This window comes from Streptomyces sp. NPDC093089 (assembly GCF_044754405.1).
Taxonomy (GTDB): Bacteria; Actinomycetota; Actinomycetes; order Streptomycetales; family Streptomycetaceae; genus Streptomyces.
Window position 1 is genome coordinate 92,519 of sequence record NZ_JBIVPA010000004.1, and the last position, 18,623, is coordinate 111,141.

The following is an 18,623-nucleotide window of genomic DNA, read 5'->3' on the forward strand; positions in this document are numbered from 1 at the left end:
GTGAAGGCACCGGCGCTGCCGGCTGCCCACGGGTTCCTGGCCTCCGCCCGCTCGGGCGGGGGCCGGGTGCCCCAGGCGGCGTTCGCCGCCCTCGGCAGCCTCACCGACATCCACACGTCCCTGCCCGACCAGAACCTCTCCGCGGTCCTGGTGCACGGGCCCGAGACCGCACCCGAGGGCGCCCAGGCCCGGGACGCGGACACCGCCGTACTGCTGGCCGGCGAGCTCTACAACCGCGAGGCCCTGCACTCCGTCCTGCCCCCCGGGCCGGAACCGGAGAGCGACGCCCAGCTGCTCCTCCAGCTCCTGCGCCACTACGGACCGCACGCCTTCCGGCTCCTCAACGGGCGCTTCGCGGCCGTGGTCGCCACCGGGCGCCGGGTCCTGCTCGCCACCGACCACGCGGGCTCGATACCGCTGTACGCGCGCGTGACGCCCGGCGAGGTCACCGCGTCCACCGAGGCCAAGACCCTGTCCCAGCACCGCCACCCGCGGGGCTTCCCGCTGTCGGACGCGCGGCGCGTGCCCGGCCTGCCGGACGTCTACCAGGTGCCGGCGGGCACCGTGTGGGACACCGACCTGGAGTCCGGCACGGTCGAGGCCCACCCCGTCTGGCGGCCCCCGCTGTCCCGGCGGATCGTGCCCGAGGACGAGGCGGTGGCGGCCGTCCGCGCCGCCCTCGACGAGGCCGTCGCGGTCCGCGTCCCGGTCGGCGACACGCCCCTGGTGGTGCTGTCCGGCGGCATCGACTCCTCCGGCGTCGCGGCCTGCGCGCACCGGGCGGCCGGCGCGCTCGACACGGTGTCCATGGGCACCGACACCTCGGACGAGTTCGCCCAGGCCCGCGCCGTCGTCGACCACCTCGGCACCGCGCACCGCGAGATCACCGTGCCCACCGCCGACCTGCTGGCCCAGCTCCCGTACGCGGTGTGGGCCTCGGAGTCGGTGGACCCGGAGATCATCGAGTACCTGCTGCCGCTGGTCGCGCTCTACCGCGAACTCGGCGGGCCGGCCCGCCGGATCCTCACCGGATACGGCGCGGACATCCCGCTCGCGGGCATGCACCGCGAGGACCGGCTGCCGAACCTGGACACGGCCGTGGCGTACGACATGGCCACCTTCGACGGCCTGAACGAGATGTCCCCGGTGCTGTCCCTGCTCGGCGGCCACTGGACGACCCACCCGTACTGGGACCGGAACGTCCTCGACCTGCTCGTCTCCCTGGAGGCCGGGCTCAAGCGGCGGTACGGACGCGACAAGTGGGTGCTGCGCGCCGCCATGGCCGACGCGCTGCCCGAGGAGACCGTCACGCGGCCCAAGCTCGGCGTCCACGAGGGCTCGGGCACCACGTCGTCGTTCTCCCTGCTGCTGACGGGGCACGGTTTCGCGGAGCGGTCGGTCCCGGAGGCGAAGCGGCTCGTGGTCCGCGAGCTCTTCGACCGGACCGTGGTGGCGGGCCGCCACCCCTCCGAGGTGAGCACCGCCGACGCGGTGCGGTCCGTGGCCGAGCGCTTCTCCCGCGGGGCGGCATGAGCGCCCGGGACCACCGGGCCCCGTCCCCGTCCGTCGCCGACTTCCAGGAGGGTGGCTGAAGCCGTGGAGCGCATCGACTCGCACGTCTCGCCCCGCTACGCGCAGATACCCACGTTCATGCGGCTGCCGCACGACCGGGACCCCCGCGGCCGCGACGTCGTGGTGATCGGTGCCCCGTACGACGGGGGCACCAGCTACCGCCCGGGCGCCCGGTTCGGCCCGCGGGCGATCCGCAACGAGTCGGGGCTCATCCACGGGGTCGGCATCGACCGCGGCCCCGGCACCTTCGACCTGATCGACTGCGTCGACGCCGGGGACATGGACCTGACCCCGTTCGACATGAACATCGCGATCGACACGGCGCAGAAGCACCTGTCCCACCTCCTGAAGGCCAACGCGGCCTTCCTGATGCTGGGCGGCGACCACTCGCTGACCGTGGCCGCCCTGCGCGCCGTCGCCGAGCAGCACGGTCCGGTGGCCGTGCTGCACCTGGACGCGCACTCCGACACCAACCCCGCCTTCTACGGCGGCCTCTACCACCACGGCACCCCGTTCCGGCACGGGATCGACGAGAAGCTGGTCGACCCCCACGCCATGGTCCAGATCGGCATCCGCGGACACAACCCGAAGCCGGACTCGCTCGACTACGCCCGCGACAACGGAGTGCGCGTGGTGACCGCCGACGAGTTCTCGGAGCTGGGCGTGCGCGGCACCGCCGACCTCGTCCGCGAGCGGATCAAGGGCCGGCCCGTCTACGTGTCCGTCGACGTCGACGTGGTCGACCCGGCCTTCGCCCCCGGGACGGGCACGCCCGCACCCGGCGGCCTCAGCTCCCGCGAGGTGCTCGCGCTGCTGCGCTGCGTGGGCGACCTCAAGCCGATCGGCTTCGACGTGATGGAGGTGTCCCCGCTCTACGACCACGGCGGGATCACCTCCGTGCTCGCCACGGAAATCGGCGCGGAAATGCTCTACCAGTACGCCCGCGCCCATCGGATCCAGAAGTAGAAGGAGACACGGCGTCATGGCTTCTCCGATCATCGACTGCACGCCCTTCCGCGAGGAGTTGCTCGACCTCGCGGGGCGGCTCCCGCAGGTCCCGCGCGCGGACCTGTACGACTTCCTCGACCAGGCGGGGGAACTCGCCGAGGACCTGCCCAAGGGGCTGTCCGCCGCCCTCGACTCGTTCAACGCCGAAGGCAACACGGACGGCTACCTGCTGCTGCGCGGGCTGCCCGTCGACCCGTCCGAACTGCCCGACACGCCCACCACGACCCCGGCCCCGCTGGACCGCCCGCTGTTCGTCATGGAGGCGATGCTGGCCCTGGCCGGGCGCCGGCTCGGCCTGCACACCGGGTACCAGGAGCTGCGCTCCGGCACGGTCTACCACGACGTGTACCCGTCGCCGGGCGCGCACTACCTGTCCTCGGAGACCTCCGAGACCACGCTGGAGTTCCACACGGAGATGGCGTACCACGTCCTCCAGCCGAACTACGTGATGCTCGCCTGCTCCCGGGCCGACCACGAGCGCCGGGCCGAAACACTGGTCGGTTCGGTCCGCAAGGCGCTGCCGCTGCTCGACGAGCGGACGCGGGCGCGGCTCTTCGACCGCCGGATGCCGTGCTGCGTCGACGTGGCCTTCCGCGGCGGCGAGGAGGACCCGGGCGCCATCGCCGAGGTCAAGCCGCTGTACGGCGACGAGGGGGACCCGTTCCTCGGGTACGACCGCGAGCTGCTCGCGCCGGAGGACCCGCGCGACAAGGAGGCCGTCGCCGCCCTGTCGCAGGCCCTCGACGACGTGACGATCGGGGTCAAGCTCGAACCGGGCGACGTGCTGATCATCGACAACTTCCGCACCACGCACGCCCGTACGCCGTTCAGCCCGCGCTGGGACGGCGAGGACCGCTGGCTGCACCGCGTCTACATCCGCACCGAGCGCAACGGCCAGCTCTCCGGTGGCGAGCGCGCGGGTGACGTCGTGTCCTTCACGCCTCGCCGGTGACCTTCCCGCACCCACGGTCGCGCCCCGCCGCCCGCTCGGCGCCGGGGCGCGATCGCGTGCGGAGAAGCGCCCGCACACGGACACGCGCCGCATGCATAGATATGCTGTGAACCTGGAAATGATGCGGTAGGGCGACGGACACCGCCGTCGCCCCGCCATCCGCGTGACAGGAGACGCCTTCATGTCCGAGCCCACACCGCGCGCACCGCGGGGATTCGTCACCCACACGGCACCGGTGGGACTGGCCGACGACGGCCGGGACGACTTCACCGTGCTCGCCTCCACCGCCCCGGCCGTGGTGAGCGCGGTCTTCACCCGCTCCCGGTTCGCCGGTCCGAGCGTCGTGCTGAGCCGCGAGGCGGCGGCCGGCGGCCGGGCCCACGGGGTCGTGGTCATCGCGCGCAACGCCAACGTCGCCACCGGCCTCGAGGGCGAGGCCAACGCGCGCGAGGTGCGCGAGTCCGTCGCGCGCACCCTCGGCGTCCCGGAGGACGAACTCCTCATCGCCTCGACCGGGGTGATCGGCCGTCAGTACCCGATGGAGTCGATCAGGCAGCACCTCAAGACGCTCGCGACGCCGTTCCCCGAGGGCGGCTTCGACCGGGCGGCCCGCGCCATCATGACGACCGACACCCGGCCCAAGGAGGTCTCGGTGCGGGTCGGCGACGCCACCCTCGTGGGCATCGCCAAGGGCGTCGGGATGATGGAGCCCGACATGGCGACGCTGCTGACGTTCTTCGCCACGGACGCCCGGATCGACCCCGAGGAGCAGGACCGGATCTTCCGGCGGGTGATGGACCGGACCTTCAACGCGGTCAGCATCGACACCGACACCTCCACCAGCGACACGGCGGCGCTGTTCGCCAACGGCCTGGCAGGGGAGGTGGATCCGGTGGAGTTCGAGCAGGCGCTGCACACCGTCGCGCTGGCCCTGGTGAAGGACATCGCGAGCGACGGCGAGGGCGCGAGCAAGCTCATCGAGGTCCAGGTCACCGGGGCCCGCGACGACGCCCAGGCCAAGCGCGTCGGCAAGGCCGTGGTCAACTCCCCGCTGGTGAAGACCGCCGTGCACGGCTGCGACCCCAACTGGGGCCGCGTCACGATGGCGATCGGCAAGTGCTCCGAGGACACCGACATCGACCAGGAGCGGGTCACGGTCCGCTTCGGTGACGTCGAGGTCTACCCGCCGAGCGCCCGGGGCTCCGCGGACGAGGACGCGCTGCGCGAGGCCGTGGCCGAGCACCTGAAGGGCGACGAGGTGATCATCGGCGTCGACCTGGGCATCGCCGACGGGTCCTTCACCGTGTACGGCTGCGACCTCACCGAGGGGTACGTGCGGCTCAACTCGGAGTACACCACCTGATCCAGGCCCTCCCGGCCGTGGCCGCCGCCCCCGGCCGGCCCGGGGCGGCGGCCACGGCCCCGCCCCGGTCCGCGCCCGCCGGTCGGCCTGTCGGTGCACGCCGGTAGGTCCGCGCCGCTCGGTCCGCGCCGCTCCGTGCACGCCGCTCGGTGCACGCCGCTCGGTGCACGCCGCTCGGTCCGCGCCGCTCGGACCGCGCCTGCCGGTCGGTGCCCGCCGGCCGGTCGCGGTGCCCGCCGGCCGGGATATGCCGACCGGCCCCGGGGCTATGCGCACGTCCCGCCGCACCTCCTCGCCCGCCCGCCGCCGCCCCCAGGATGGGACGGACGGCATCGCGACGAAGGCTGGAGGATCATGGAGACCACTCGGTCGAAGACCGTGGACCAGGGGGACGAGGGGTTCGACGCCGCCGTACGGGGTGTGGTCGCGCCGACCGGCACGGCGGGCGGCACGCTCCGGCTCGTCCGCACGGACGACTTCGACTCGCTGGACCCCGGCAACACCTACTACGCCTACACCTGGAACTTCCTCCGGCTCGTCGGCCGGACCCTGGTCACCTTCGACACCGCCCCCGGCAAGGACGGCCAGCGGCTCGTGCCCGACCTGGCCGAGGCGCTCGGCGAACCCTCCGAGGGCGGCCGGGTGTGGACGTACCGGCTGCGCGCCGGACTGAAGTACGAGGACGGCACGCCCGTCACCTCCGCCGACGTCAAGTACGCGATCGCGCGCAGCAATTACGGCACCGACGTGCTGGGCGCCGGGCCGACCTACTTCCGCCACCTGCTCGGCACCGACTACGGCGGCCCGTGGCGGGAGCCGGACGCGGACGGCCCCGTCACCCTGGAGACCCCCGACGACCGCACCCTGGTCTTCCGGCTCCTCGAACCGTTCGCCGGCCTCGACCTCCTCGCGACCATGCCGAGCACCACGCCGGTGCCGCGCCACCGGGACACCGGCGCCGACTACCGGCTCGGACCGGTGGCGACCGGGCCGTACCGGGTCGCCTCCTACACCCGCGGCGAACTCGCCGTCCTGGAGCCCAACCCGCACTGGGACCCGTCCACCGACCCGGTGCGCGTCCGGCGGGCCGAGCGCGTCGAGGTCCACCTCGGCAAGGACCCGCACGAGGTCGACCGCATGCTGCTCGCCGGGGAGGCGCACGTCGACCTGGCCGGGTTCGGGGTGCAGCCCGCGACGCAGGAACGGATCCTCGCGGACCCGGAGCTGCGCGCCCACACCGACAACCCGCTCACCGGGTTCACCTGGATCTACTGCCTGTCGAGCAACATCGCGCCGTTCGACGACGTGCACTGCCGGCGGGCCGTGCAGTTCGCCACCGACAAGGCCGCGATGCAGCTGGCCTACGGCGGAGCGGTCGGCGGCGACGTCGCGACCACCCTCCTGCCGCCGACGCTCGACGGCTACCGGCCGTTCGACCGCTACCCCGTCGGCCCCGACGCCACCGGCGACCTGGACGCCGCGCGCGCCGAACTCAAGGCGGCCGGCCTCCCGGACGGCTTCCGCACCAGGATCGCGGCCCGCAAGGACCGCCTGAAGGAGTACCGGGCGGCCGAGGCCCTGTCGGCCGGCCTCGCCCGGGTGGGCATCGAGGCCGAGGTCGTCGACTTCCCGTCGGGCGACTACTTCGACCTCTACGGCGGCTGCCCCGCGTACCTGCGCGAGCACGGCATCGGAATCATCATGTTCGGCTGGGGCGCCGACTTCCCCGACGGGTACGGCTTCTTCAAGGAGCTCGTCGACGGCCGGGCGATCAAGGAGCGCGGCAACCAGAACATGGGCGAGCTGGACGATCCCGAGATCAACGCCCTGCTCGACGAGGGCGCGCGGTCCGCCGACCCGGAACGGCGCGCGGAGATCTGGCACCGCATCGACCGCCTGGCGATGGAGCACGCGGTGATCGTGCCGTACCTCTACCCGCGGTCCCTGCTCTACCGCCACCCGGACACCCGCAACGTCTACGTCACCGGTTCCTTCGGGATGTACGACTACGTGGCGCTCGGCGCGAGCTGAGCACGGCCCCCGGCCCGCCCGCGCACCGCTCCGGGTGCGCGGTGCGGGCCTCGGCCCGTCCCGTAACGGTTGCGGGCCCGGCTTGTCGGCCCAGGACGGGTGCGCGGCGCGGGCCTCGGCCCGTCAGCCCGCCTCGCCCGAGAGGCGTACGGCGGTCGCGGCGGCGTGGCCGGCCGGCCACGGGCCGGACGGCAGGGCCCGCCCGGCGGCGCGGCAGGCGGCGGCCGCCTCCCGGAAGTCGGCCTCGTACCCGTCCAGGAGGGACAGGAACCGGCGGGTCGGCCCGGTGAGGCTGGTGCCGCGGGGGCTGCGCAGCAGCAGGCGCGCGCCGAGCGCGTGCTCCAGCCGGTGGATGCGCCGGGTCAGCGCGGACTGGCTGATGGACAGCACGGCCGCCGCCCGGTTGATGCTGCCGTGCCGGGCCACCGCCCGCAGCAGGTGCAGGTCCTCCACGTCCAGCTTGCGCCCCTCCTGCGGCAGCGCCGGCGCGCCGGGGTGCGGGCCGGTCCCGACGGGGTCGGCGTGCCGCCGGGTCTGCTCGGCGTGCCACCGGGACCACCAGGGTTCGTCCAGGAGGTCGCGGTGGTCCGCCGCGAAGCGGCGCAGGTGGCCGCGGGCGATCAGCGCGGCCAGCCGGGCGGCCAGCGCGGGCGGCACGACCGTGGGGTCGGCCAGCAGGCTCGCGGTGCGGCGCGGGCGCTCCACGAGCGAGCGGCGCACCAGCGAGGGCGCGTGCGCGGCCGGGTGCGCCGGCGAACCCAGTCCGATCGTGTCCCCGCGGCTCAGGATGCCCCGCACCACCGAGGCGTCGGCGACCTGGAGCCGCGCGGGCACCGGCAGGCCGGCCGTCTGGAAGACCCGGGCCACCAGGATCTCGGACGCGGGCCCCGATTCGGAGACCCAGGTCTCGTCCCCCAGGTCGGCGAGCGAGATCCGCGGCCGGGCGGCCAGCGGGTGGTCCCGCGGCAGGATGACCCACAGGGGGTCGTCGAGGACCTCGTGGGTCCGGGTAGGCCGCTCCGGCGAGTGGCGCGGCGCGTCGCCCGTGGTCCAGGTGTACGCCGCGTCGACGAGGTAGTCGGTGAGGTGCGCGGCGACCTGGTTGGGCTCCTCGTGGCGGACCGCGAGGAGCAGGCCGAGGGTGGCCGCGGCGTCCTCCACGACGTCCTCGGGGAGCGGGGCCGTGGTGGCGAGGGAGAGCACCTCGGGAGCATCGACGGCCTCGGAGCGGTGGCCGAGGAGCTGGGTGCGCGCGGCGAGGTCGATCCGGCGGAAGAAGCGGCGTCCGGCGACGAGCAGGCGGGAGCCCGCCGACGTCAGCTTCGCGGTGTGCAGGCCGCGCAGGGTCAGCGGGGCGCCGACGGCCCGGTCGAGCCGGTCGAGCCGGCGGTCCACGGTGCCGTGCCGGGCCCCCGCGCGCCGGGCCACTTCCGCGATGTCGCCGTACTGCCCCACCGCGGCCAGCAAGGACAGGTCGTTCCTGCTGATGGCGGACAGACATTCCGTCCCGTCGGCTACGGTCTCCCACTCCACCAAGACTGACAATTTCGATTCCTTTTTCCATCGAAGAATCAACGTCTAATTGCCCGTTGTCTTTCCGGAATTGCGGAATCGATCATGGCAGGCGGTCCTCTCCTGCCGCTCCCCGCCGCCGCGCGCCGAGAGCGCGCGGAGACCGGGGCGATAGCCGTCAGGCCTGGTCCGTGGGGCGGACGAGGATCTCCTGGACGGTCGCGTGCGGCGGTGCGGTCACGGCGTAGCGGACCGCCTCGGCGACGTCGTCGGCGCTCAGCCGGCGGATCCTGCGGACCTTCTCCTCGAAGGCGGCCTTGGTCGGCGCGTGGGTGATGTGGGTGCGCAACTCGGTCTCGGTGGTGCCGGGTTCGATGAGCACCACGCGCACGCCGCGTTCGGTGACCTCCTGGCGCAGCGTCTCGCTGAAGGCACCGACGGCGAACTTGGTGGCCTGGTAGACGCCGGCGTTGCGGACGACCGTGCGGCCCGCGATGGAGGACATCTGCACGATGATCCCGCGGCTCTCCAGCAGGTGCGGGAGCGCGGCGCGGGTCATGTACAGCACGCCCAGGACGTTGGTGTCGATCATGCGGGTCCAGTCCGTGAGGTCGGCGCCCTCGATCGGCCCGAGCAGCATCAGGCCCGCGTTGTTGACGAGGATGTCGAGGCCGCCCAGCGCCTCGACGGTGGAGCGCACCGCCTCCTCCGCGGCCGCCGGGTCGGTGACGTCGAGCTCGACGACGTGGACCTTCGCCCCGGCGGCGGCCAACTCGTCGGCGAGCGCGCGCAGTCGCTCGACCCGGCGGGCCGCGACGGCCACGGCGGCACCCTCGGCCGCCAGCATCCGGGCCGTGGCCTCGCCGATCCCCGAGCTCGCCCCGGTGACGAGCGCGACCTTCCCCTGCAGTGCGGTCATGGTGTCTCTCCTGTGGTCTCGCCGCCGTCCCGGCCGACGGAATTCCGGCGTACGGATTTCCGGAGAATACGGAGACGGCGGGCCCCTCATCCCGTTCCTGGTTATGACTGTTTCCGCCGGGTTATGCGACCGGGGATGACGCCCGGGCACGGCCTTCGCCGCTCCGGCAGATTGGCTGCACGACATGGCGTTCCGTGCACGGCGATTGGGCGGTGGAAGATGAGCGAGACGGCTCCTCGACAGCGGCAGGAGGCCTCGGCGTACCCGATGCCCCGCGTCTCACCGGTGGATCCCCCGCCGCGGCTCGCCGAGTTGCGGTCCGGGAGCGCCGCGAGCCGGGTCACCCTGTGGGACGGCAGCGAGGTGTGGCTGGTGACCTCGCACGCCGGCGTACGGGCGCTGCTCGGCGACCGCCGCCTCACCGCGGTCACCAGCGCGCCGGGCTTCCCCATGCTGACCCGCACCTCGCCGCTGGTGCGGGCGAACCCGAAGTCGGCGTCGTTCATCCGCATGGACGACCCGGAGCACTCCCGGCTGCGCTCCATGCTCACCCGCGACTTCCTGACCCGTCGGGCCGAGGCCCTGCGGCCGGCCGTGCGGGAGCTCCTCGACGAGACGCTGGCGAAGCTGGTGGCCGGGGAGCGGCCCGTCGACCTGGTGCAGGGGCTGACCATCCCGGTGCCGTCCCGTGTCATCACCCTGCTGTTCGGGGCCGGCGACGACCGCCGGGAGTTCATCGAGGCCCGCAGCGCGATCCTCATCGACCGCGGCTACACGCCCGACCAGGTCGGGAAGGCCCGCGACGAACTGGACGGCTACCTGCGCGAGCTGGTCGAGGAGCGGCTGGCCGATCCGGGCTCCGACCTGATCAGCCGGCTGGTGCTCGACCAGGTCCGGCCGGGGCACCTGACCGTCGAGGAACTGGTCCCGATGTGCCGGCTGCTGCTCGTGGCGGGCCACGGCACGACCACCAGCCAGGCCAGCCTCAGCCTGCTGAGCCTGCTGACCGACCCGCACCTCGCCGACGCCCTGGCCAAGGACGCGGACCTGCTGCCGCAGGCGGTCGACGAGCTGCTGCGCTTCCACTCCATCGTGCAGAACGGCCTGGCCCGGGCGGCGATCGAGGACGTACAGCTCGACGACGTCCTGATCAGGGCCGGTGAGGGCGTGGTGCTGTCGCTGTCCGCGGGCAACAGGGACGAGCGGGTGTTCCCCGATCCCGACCGGCTCGACCCGCACCGCGACGCCCGCCGGCACCTGGCCTTCGGCCACGGCATGCACCAGTGCCTGGGCCAGTGGCTGGCCAGGGTCGAACTCGAGGAGATCCTCGCCGCGGTGCTGCGCTGGATGCCCGGCGCCCGGCTCGCCGTCCCGTTCGACGAGCTGGACTTCCGTCACGAGGTGTCGAGTTACGGCCTCGGCGCCCTGCCCGTCACCTGGTGAGCGCCGTGGACCGGCTCACCGTCACGGTCGACACCGACGCGTGCTGCGCCATGGGCCGGTGCGCCGCCGGCGCGCCGGAGGTCTTCGACCAGGACCCGGACACCGGGACCGTGGTCCTGCTGAACGCCACTCCCCCGCCGGAGCTGCACGAAGCGGCCCGGCTGTGCGCCGAGCTGTGCCCCTGCGCGGCCATCACGGTCACCGAGGCCTGATCCGGCCTCCTCGGCGCCCCCGCACGTCCGTCCCCCGCACAGCGGCCGACAAGGAGCGATGATGAACGACGCTGCCGGTTCCGTCCCGTCCGCCGCCGAGGCGGCGCTCGCCGCCGACGACTCCCCCATGGGCGCGGCGGCCCGCTGGGCCGTGGAGCTGCTCACGGCGCCCGGCCTGGCCACCGAGGACGCCCTCGCCGGGCGCTTCGTGCCGTCCTTCCCGTTCGGGCTCGGCGGGGGTTTCACCCAGCGGCTCCGGGAGTGGCGGGAGAAGGGGCCGTTCACGGTCGAGGCGTACGAGCCGGTCGCCCACAAGGGGTGGGTGACGCTGGGCGGGGGCGGGACGCGGCACCTCCTGTCGCTGACCCTGGACTCCAGCGGTCTGCTGCGCCTCCTCACCTTCCAGCCCGAGACGGTGGTCCCGGAGGTCGGCTCCTGGGACGAGGTGGAGGACCTGCTGCGCACCGCCGGCGTGGAGCACTCCGTGCTCGCCGCGCGCCTCGACCCGGCGGGCCCGGTCGTCCTGCACGAGTCGGCCGCCGACCTGCCGATGCCCACGGGCTCGGTGTACAAGCTGTTCCTGCTGCGGGCGCTCCTGGTCGCGATCGACGAGGGCCGGGTGAGCTGGGACGACGAGGTCACGCTGACGCCGGAGCTGCGCAGCCTGCCCACCGGCGACATGCAGGAACTGGCGGACGGGACGCGGGTGTCGGTGCGCGAGACGACGCACAAGATGATCGTTCTCAGTGACAACACGGCCGCCGACCTGGTGACGGACCTGCTCGGCCGGGACGAGGTGGAGCGGGCCCTGGGACCTGCCGGGCACCACGACCCTTCCCTGATGCGGCCGTTCCTGACCAGCCACGAGGTCTTCGAGCTGGGCTGGGGCGATCCGGAGCGGCGCGCGGAGTGGGCGCGGCGGGACGAGGCCGGGCGCCGGGCGCTGCTCGCCGAGGTCGCCGGGCCGATCGAGGTGGGCATCGGCGACCTGGGCGAGACCGTGCACCAGCTGGGGCTGGACTGGCACATGGACGCCCACGACGTGCTGCGGGCCCTCGACGGGCTGCGGCAGGACAGCGAGCGGGACTCCACCGGTGTGGTGGAGGAGATCCTCACCGCCTACCCGGGGATTCCCGTCGACCGGGACCGGTGGTCGCGGGTCTACTTCAAGGCGGGTTCGAGCCCGGGCGTGATGACGTTCTGCTGGCTGGTCCAGGACCGGGCGGGCGACGCCTGGGCGGTGGTGCTGCGGCAGGCGGCGGCCGAGCAGAAGCTCATCGGCGACGGGGTGTTCCTGCGCGGGGTGGGCCGCCGGATCATCGAGTCCGGTCTGCTCGCGGCGGGCCCCGGGGGACCGGGCTCCTCGGCCGGAAGCCCCGCCCGGTGAGCGTCCGGGACCGGCTGCTCGCCGTGCTCGTCGCCGTGCTGTGGGGGCTGAACTTCCTGGCGGTGCGGATCGGGCTCGACCACTTCCCGCCGGTGTTCCTGTCGGCGATGCGGTTCCTCGTCCTGGCCGTTCCGGTGGTCCTGTTCGTGCCGCGCCCCAAGGTGGCGGCCCGCTGGCTGGTGATCTACGGGCTGGGCTTCGGCGTCGTGCAGTTCGCGCTGCTCTTCCTCGCCATCGACCTCGGCATGCCGTCCGGGCAGGCGTCGGTGGTGGTGCAGGCGTCGGCGCCGTTCACCATGCTGCTCGGCCTGCTGTTCGGGGAGCGGATCAGCCGGCGGCAGCTGGTGGGGATCGCGCTCGCCGTGCTCGGCATGGCGGCGATAGCGGTGGAGCGGGCGCAGGGCGCGGCGCTGCTGCCGCTGCTGCTGACGCTGCTCGCGGCGCTGGGCTGGGCGATGGGCAACGTGGCGAGCCGGCAGGCCAGGCCGGACCATCCGCTGCGCTTCGCGCTGTGGATGTCCGTGGTGCCGCCGGTGCCGCTGCTCGCCCTCTCGGCGCTCCTGGAGGGCCCGGCGACGGGCTGGCGGGCGCTCGGCGAGTCGTTCGGCCCCGCCGGGGCGGCCGGTCTGGTGGCGTTGCTGTACACGTCGCTGGCGGGCACGGTCGTCGGCTCCGGCATCTGGACGACCCTGCTCAAGCGGTACGAGGCGGGGACGGTCGCGCCGTTCTCGATGCTGGTGCCGGTCGTCGCCGTCGCGGTGGCGTGGGTCTTCCTCGACGAGCGCCTCACCGCCTGGTCGGCGGTGTCCAGCGCGGCGGTCGTCGTCGGCGTGCTGGTGGGCACCACGCGGGGCCGGACGCCCGCCGGAGGGGCGGGCGGGTCGGGCCGCGGTCTGCCGGGGCCGGCGGCCCCGGCAGGGCCGGGTCAGTCCGAGGAGCCGACGTCGCGGGTCCAGAACACCCAGCGGTCGTAGGGCTCGAAGCCCATCGCCTCGTTGAGCGCGATCACCGGGTGGTTGTCCTCGGCGTTCGCCGTCTCTATCAGCCGCACCCCGGGTTCGTGCCGCAGGACGTACGCCAGGTTGGCCAGCTTGAGGAGCAGGCCGAGGCGGTGGCCGCGGTGGTCGCGGTGCACCACGGTCATGCCCTGGAGGGCGTAGGCGGGGTTGCCGGTGGTCTTGGAGACGCTGGTGTAGCCGGCGAGGGTGCCGGTCGCCCGGTGCACCACCCCGGTGTGGTGGGCCCGCCGGCCGCGGCCGACCCGCATGGTCTCGAACTGCCGGGCGTAGCTGGCGCGGACGTCCTCCTGGGCCGGGTCCGCGGGTGCGTCGCCCAGGGACAGTTCGAGCCGCGAGACGGGTACGGCGTACTCGTCGGGGGTGACGGTGCCCCAGGTGACGAGGGAGTACCCGTCGGGCGTGGCGGGCACCCCGCCGGCCAGCGGGTCGTGCCGGTCCAGGTCGAGCCACTGGTGCACGCCGGCCGGGATCCCGGACCGGTGCGCGCCGGTCGCCGCCGCGAAGGCGGCGGGCGCCGGGTCCTGCGGCGGGCCGTCGGGCAGGCTCTCGACGACCGTGGCGGTGAGCGAGGTCCGCCCGTGCTTGCGGGCCAGGGACACCGCGTGGTCGTGCAGGGCCCGGCCGATGCCGCGGCGGCGCATCCCGGGGTGGACGAGCAGCTGGTCGACCCGGACGGACGCCGCCCCCTCGGGCAGTGCCAGCCGCAGCGAGCCGACCACCCGGCCGCCGGCGCGGACCACCCAGTCGTCGAGGACGGTGGCGGGCGGCGCGAACCTCAGCGACCCGACCAGGTCGACGTTGCACGGGGGTGCGGAGCGCGGGCCGGCGGCGGTCGCCACGGCCGTGAGGTCGAGCCACTGCCCCACCGTCTCGTCGTCGTCCGCGTCGAGCGGCACGAACTCCAGTTCGTGGGGGGCGTCGTTCATGCGGTGTCCTTCCGGGTCGGTGCGCACGGCGCGTCCGCGGCGAGTCCCATCGCCTGGACGTCGTAGAGCCCGAAGGCCGGGTGGACGTAGACGTTGGTGACCCAGGGGTTGCGGAAGTGCAGGGTCTTGTCGTGCACGAGGGGTAGGAGTACGGCGTGGTCCATCACCCGTCGTTCCACGGCGCGCCAGCGCGAAACCCGTTCGTCGGGATCAGTGCTGTGGAGGGTCTCGTCGATGAGGCCGTTGATCACGGGGTCGTCGAGCTCGGGGAGGTTCCAGTTCCCGCCGTTGCGGCGGATCTGGCGGCCGTCGACGAGGGGGGCGAGGAAGCCGTACTCGGTGGGGAAGTCGGCGCCCCAGTCGGTGACGATGAGGCCGAGTCCGTGCCGGCGCACGGTGCCGGGGTGGCCGGCGCCGAGGCTGAAGTACGTGGCGACGTCGAGTTCCTTGACGGTGAGCCGGATGCCGACCCGGGCCACCGACTCGGCGAGCGCGTCGGCGACCAGCCGGAACTTGCCGCGCTGGGTGCCGATCACCGCCTCGAAACCGTCCGGGAGTCCGGCGGCGGCCAGTTCGGCCCGGGCCGCCGCGAGGTCGCCGCGCAGGTCGGGACCGGTGGGGTACGGGTCGAGGTCCTGGTGCGCGGGGAGTCGCGGCGGGAACAGGGCCGTGGTCAGGTCGCCGCCGGTGACGGGGCCGCCGCGGGCCTCCTGGAGGAGGATCTTGTCGGCGGCGAAGTGCACGGCCCGGCGGGCGTGGACGTCGCCGAAGGGCGGGACGTGCGGCTGGACGGCGACGAAGTGGAGGAAGCTCGTCCGGGGGTTGTCGACGTGCGAGCGCAGCACCTCGTCGGAGGCCATCCGGCCCTGGGCCGCGTGCTGGAGCCCGCGGCCCTCCAGGTTGATGTCGAACTCGCCGGCGATCAGCCGGTCGTCGAGCTCGTCGACGTCCATGCCGATGGCCAGCTCCACCCGGTCCGGCAGCGCGGGCCGCAGCGGGTCCGTGTCCCGGTCCCAGTACGGGTTGCGATCCAGTCGCAGGTGCCGCCCCGGCCGGTGCTCGGCGACGCGGTACGGGCCGCTGGAGCGCGGGTCCTTCCCGTAGTCGGCGCCGGTGTCGGCGGCCTGCGGCACCGGAGCGGTGCACGGCTGGGCCATCAGGTGGTCGAAGTCGGAGAAGGGCCGGCTCAGCCGGAAGACGATCGTACGGTCGTCGGGGACCTGGACGGACGCCAGCGGCCGGTCGGTGCGGTACGGCCCCGGGTAGGGCCGCTCCGGGTCGTCGAGGAGCGGGATCAGATAGGTGGGGCCGCCCGGCAGCACGTCCTGGGCGAAGACCCGCTGCACGGCGTGGCGCACGTCGGCGGCGGTGATCGGCGTGCCGTCGTCGTAGCGCAGGCCGGGGCGCAGCCGGTACGTCCAGGTGCGGCCGCCGTCGCCGACCTGCCCGGGGCCCTCGGCGAGGTCGGGGACGGGGACGAGCCCGGCGGGTCCCGGGTCGGTCGGGTAGGCCATGAGGGTGCGGTTGAGCATGCGCTGGAGCAGCCACACCCACACGTAGTACGTACGGGCCGGGTCGAGCGAGTCGACGTCGGCGGAGGAGGCGAGCCGGAGGGTTCCGCCCCGCCGGTCCGAGGGGTTGACCAGGGCGCCCACGCCGGTGTCCCAACCGGCTCCGGGGCGTGCGGGAACGCTCATCGTGGTGTCCTTTCGAGCCGGAGGAGGAAGGAGTGCTCCCGGGCGGCGAGGCAGCCCCGGGCGAGTTTGGCCTCGACGCTGCCGATGCCGGCGTGCAGGACGCGCACGCCCTGCTCCGCCGCGGCCTCCAGGACGCGGTAGTACAGGACGTCGTAGTAGAGCGGCAGCTTGCCCTGGGCCTCGTAGTCGAAGCCGGCGCGGTGGCCGAACCACTCCTCGGTTCCCTGGGCCCGGTTGCGCAGCACCATGCCGAAGCCGATGGGCACGCCGTCCTTGCGGGCGACGGACACCATCGCGTCGTCGCCCATGACCTCGCCGATCCAGCGGATGAGCCCCGCCGAGTACTCGGGGGTGGCCGGGTTGCCGTACTTGCGCAGCAGGTTGCAGTCGAGTTCGCCGAGCCGGGGCGCCAGTTCCGGGGTGATCCGCTCGATGCGGACGTCGATCCCCGCCTCGTCGAGGGCCCGGCGCTCCAGCCGGACCCGGCGCCGCCGGTGCGGGGTCATCTCCGCGAGGAACTGGTCCCAGCCGCCCGGGGGGACGGGCAGCCACGCGTAGTGCGCCGACGGGTGGGAGCGGTAGCCGCGCCGGTCGAGGAGGTCCACCAGGGCGGTGTCCCGCTCGTCGACGTGCGGGAAGCAGACGGTGGCCGCGCCCCGCTCCCGCGCCAGCTCCTCGGCCTCCGCGACGAGCGCGGCCACGTCCTCCGGCCGGGCGCCGGCGCCCGTCAGCGGCCGGGTGCGGCCCAGATGGCGGCCGCCGCACACGAGGGACGGCAGCAGGGACGCCGGGTCCTGGCCGGCCGTGTCGCGGAGCCGTTCCAGCGCCTCGGGGTCCTCCTCCCGCACGGCCCGCTCCAGCATGGCGTCGGGGCGCGCGAGGAGCCAGGGAACCGTGTCGTCGGCCCAGGCGGTCACCAGGCCCGCCACGGGCCGGCCGGCCCGGCGGCGGACCAGGAAGTCCATGGTGGTGCCCGAGTTGCGCTCCTGCACCGCGAGCCAGCGCGGGGTCTGGAAGAAGTCCTCGGGACCTGCCAGGTCGGCCCAGCCCGCCCCGTCCAGCGCGGCCGCGCCGGGCACGTGCTCCACCACGGCGGTTCCCGCCGGCGCGTCGCCGCTCACGGGCGCTCGGCCCCGTCCGGGCCGGCCGCCCCGTCGTGCCCGTCCTCCTCGACGACGAAGTCGAGGAGGGCGGCGGCCTTGTCGGCGAGGGCCTGGGCCTCCAGGCGGTCGGGGCCCGCGCAGTAGGTGAAGCCGACGCAGGAGGAGTTGTCCATGCGCTGGAGCAGGTGGTCGCCCTTCTCCACGTGCAGCAGGACCTGCACGCCGGGGACGGCGGCGGCGTCGTCGACGCCGTCGACGCGCAGGAGGGTGCCGCGCCGCTGGGGGTAGATCATCCGCACGGCGGCGCCGCCGTTGTGGACGACGGGTTCGATCGGCGGGACCTCGCCGATGGTGAGGAGCCAGGCGTCCAGGATGGGACTGCGTCCGGTGACGTCGGTGACCAGCATGGTCATGCAGCTCGACGGGGTGCGCGGGTTGGCCTCGATGACGCGCCAGCCGGACTCGGTGCGCCGCACCTCGGTGTGGCAGGGCCCGTGGTCGTAGCCGATGGCCTCCAGCGTCCTGATGACGACGGAGTACAGCGCGTCGCGCTCCTCGTCGGGCAGCGGCACCGGGAAGGTGTGCCCGCACTCGATGTACGCGGGGTCGCCGAAGAGGTCCTTGGAGGTGACGCCGAAGACGTGGGTGCGGCCGTTCACGGTCATCGTCTCGACGCTGACCTCGACGCCCTCGACGTACGTCTCCAGGAGCACCTCGCCGGAGCGCGGCTGTCCGCGCAGGCTCCGCCGTACCCCGGACAGCTCCTCGAAGGCCTCGGTGAGCTGCGCCATGTCGTCGACCCGGCGGACGCCGTAGCTGATGGCCTCGGCCGGCGGCTTGGCGATCATCGGGAAGCCGAGCCGCCGGGCCGCCTCGGCGAGCCCGTCCTTGTCGGAGACCAGCACGTGCGGGATGTTGTACGGCACGTCCCCGAGGGCGACGCGGAGCCGGTCCTTGACGTTGGCGGTCTCCACGGCGGCGGGGTCGGGGCCGGGCAGGCCGAGCCGCCGGGCCGCCTGCGCCGCGAGGACCGTGTGGTAGTCGGAGAACGAGGTGAGGCCGTCGACGAGGGGGCTCCCGTCGTCGCCGGTGACGACGGCGAGCACGGCGTCGAGGTCGGTGGTGTCGACGTCGATCACCCGGTCGACGGCCGCGCCCAGGGGGTGGGTGTCCCAGTCGTGGCCGTGGGTGTACCAGTTCCGGTCGCCGGTGAGCAGCCACACCTCCAGACCGTGCTCTCTCGCCTGGTGCAGTCCGAGGACGAAGGGATGGTTCTGCATGTGCTCGACGATCGCGATGCGCTTGCCCGCGAACTTCGCGTAGTCGGCCAGGGGTGTGGTCATCGAACCGCCTCCGTGATTCCGCGGCGCAGTCGCCTGGGCCGCAGTCGCTCGACTGGAACCCCAGTGGACCGCGAGGGTGCGCCGGGGGTCACGGGTGTGGCGGAGGAGTGCATAGGCGGCGGGCCAGGCGCATAGG

The 18,623-nt window shown here is 73.9% G+C and carries 15 protein-coding genes; 9 read left to right on the forward strand and 6 right to left on the reverse strand.

The features are described 5' to 3' along the window. The 5 genes from ACIQFX_RS10490 (at position 1) to ACIQFX_RS10510 (ending at position 6,926) form a co-directional block, all read left to right on the forward strand. Entirely contained in the window at positions 1-1,533 is a 1,533-nt protein-coding gene (locus tag ACIQFX_RS10490; RefSeq protein WP_402460856.1) for an asparagine synthase-related protein, read from the forward strand. Between the two features lie 63 nt (positions 1,534-1,596). Next, complete coding sequence (gene speB / locus ACIQFX_RS10495) at positions 1,597-2,538, forward strand: agmatinase (protein WP_402461557.1); 942 nt, start codon at positions 1,597-1,599, stop codon at positions 2,536-2,538. A gap of 16 nt (positions 2,539-2,554) precedes the next feature. Beyond that, a complete protein-coding gene (gene cs1 / locus ACIQFX_RS10500) occupies positions 2,555-3,532 on the forward strand; it encodes a clavaminate synthase Cs1 (RefSeq protein WP_402460858.1) in 978 nt (325 codons plus the stop codon). Between the two features lie 181 nt (positions 3,533-3,713). Next, positions 3,714-4,895 (forward strand): bifunctional glutamate N-acetyltransferase/amino-acid acetyltransferase ArgJ, encoded by a 1,182-nt coding sequence (gene argJ, locus ACIQFX_RS10505; RefSeq protein WP_402460860.1) that lies wholly within the window; start codon positions 3,714-3,716, stop codon positions 4,893-4,895. A gap of 354 nt (positions 4,896-5,249) precedes the next feature. Then, the gene (locus ACIQFX_RS10510) at positions 5,250-6,926 is read left to right on the forward strand and encodes an ABC transporter substrate-binding protein (RefSeq protein ID WP_402460861.1); all 1,677 of its coding nucleotides are present in this window, start codon (positions 5,250-5,252) and stop codon (positions 6,924-6,926) included. A 123-nt stretch (positions 6,927-7,049) separates the two neighbouring features. Here ACIQFX_RS10510 and ACIQFX_RS10515 read toward each other — a convergent pair whose 3' ends face one another. After that, positions 7,050-8,471 carry a LysR family transcriptional regulator gene (locus tag ACIQFX_RS10515; RefSeq protein ID WP_402460863.1) on the reverse strand — a complete coding sequence of 474 codons (1,422 nt, stop codon included), beginning with the start codon at positions 8,469-8,471 and terminating at the stop codon, positions 7,050-7,052. 145 nt (positions 8,472-8,616) lie between these two features. Continuing rightward, the gene (locus ACIQFX_RS10520) at positions 8,617-9,357 is read right to left on the reverse strand and encodes an SDR family NAD(P)-dependent oxidoreductase (RefSeq protein WP_402460864.1); all 741 of its coding nucleotides are present in this window, start codon (positions 9,355-9,357) and stop codon (positions 8,617-8,619) included. A 219-nt stretch (positions 9,358-9,576) separates the two neighbouring features. Here ACIQFX_RS10520 and ACIQFX_RS10525 point away from each other — a divergent pair, with 219 nt between their 5' ends. Genes ACIQFX_RS10525 through ACIQFX_RS10540 form a run of 4 tightly spaced genes read left to right on the forward strand, consistent with a single transcriptional unit; the run spans position 9,577 to position 13,373 of the window. Then, a complete protein-coding gene (locus tag ACIQFX_RS10525) occupies positions 9,577-10,800 on the forward strand; it encodes a cytochrome P450 (RefSeq protein ID WP_402460866.1) in 1,224 nt (407 codons plus the stop codon). Continuing rightward, complete coding sequence (locus tag ACIQFX_RS10530; protein WP_402460868.1) at positions 10,797-11,012, forward strand: ferredoxin; 216 nt, start codon at positions 10,797-10,799, stop codon at positions 11,010-11,012. The genes ACIQFX_RS10525 and ACIQFX_RS10530 overlap by 4 nt, the downstream gene beginning before the upstream one ends. A 58-nt stretch (positions 11,013-11,070) precedes the next feature. Then, a complete protein-coding gene (locus ACIQFX_RS10535; protein WP_402460870.1) occupies positions 11,071-12,399 on the forward strand; it encodes a serine hydrolase in 1,329 nt (442 codons plus the stop codon). Further along, the gene (locus tag ACIQFX_RS10540) at positions 12,396-13,373 is read left to right on the forward strand and encodes an EamA family transporter (protein ID WP_402460871.1); all 978 of its coding nucleotides are present in this window, start codon (positions 12,396-12,398) and stop codon (positions 13,371-13,373) included. Before ACIQFX_RS10535 ends, ACIQFX_RS10540 begins: the two co-directional genes overlap by 4 nt. Here the strand turns inward: ACIQFX_RS10540 and ACIQFX_RS10545 are convergent. The 4 genes from ACIQFX_RS10545 to ACIQFX_RS10560 are packed head-to-tail and all read right to left on the reverse strand — an operon-like array spanning position 13,325 to position 18,487. Next, positions 13,325-14,344, reverse strand: a complete 1,020-nt coding sequence (locus tag ACIQFX_RS10545) for a GNAT family N-acetyltransferase (RefSeq protein WP_402460872.1) — start codon at positions 14,342-14,344, stop codon at positions 13,325-13,327. The two genes, ACIQFX_RS10540 and ACIQFX_RS10545, sit on opposite strands and share 49 nt — an antisense overlap. Continuing rightward, complete coding sequence (locus ACIQFX_RS10550) at positions 14,341-16,041, reverse strand: ABC transporter substrate-binding protein (RefSeq protein WP_402460874.1); 1,701 nt, start codon at positions 16,039-16,041, stop codon at positions 14,341-14,343. Before ACIQFX_RS10550 ends, ACIQFX_RS10545 begins: the two co-directional genes overlap by 4 nt. After that, a complete protein-coding gene (locus ACIQFX_RS10555) occupies positions 16,038-17,162 on the reverse strand; it encodes a GNAT family N-acetyltransferase (protein ID WP_402460875.1) in 1,125 nt (374 codons plus the stop codon). The genes ACIQFX_RS10550 and ACIQFX_RS10555 overlap by 4 nt, the downstream gene beginning before the upstream one ends. Continuing rightward, positions 17,159-18,487, reverse strand: a complete 1,329-nt coding sequence (locus tag ACIQFX_RS10560) for an ATP-grasp domain-containing protein (RefSeq protein WP_402460877.1) — start codon at positions 18,485-18,487, stop codon at positions 17,159-17,161. Before ACIQFX_RS10560 ends, ACIQFX_RS10555 begins: the two co-directional genes overlap by 4 nt. Positions 18,488-18,623: the final 136 nt, after the last annotated feature.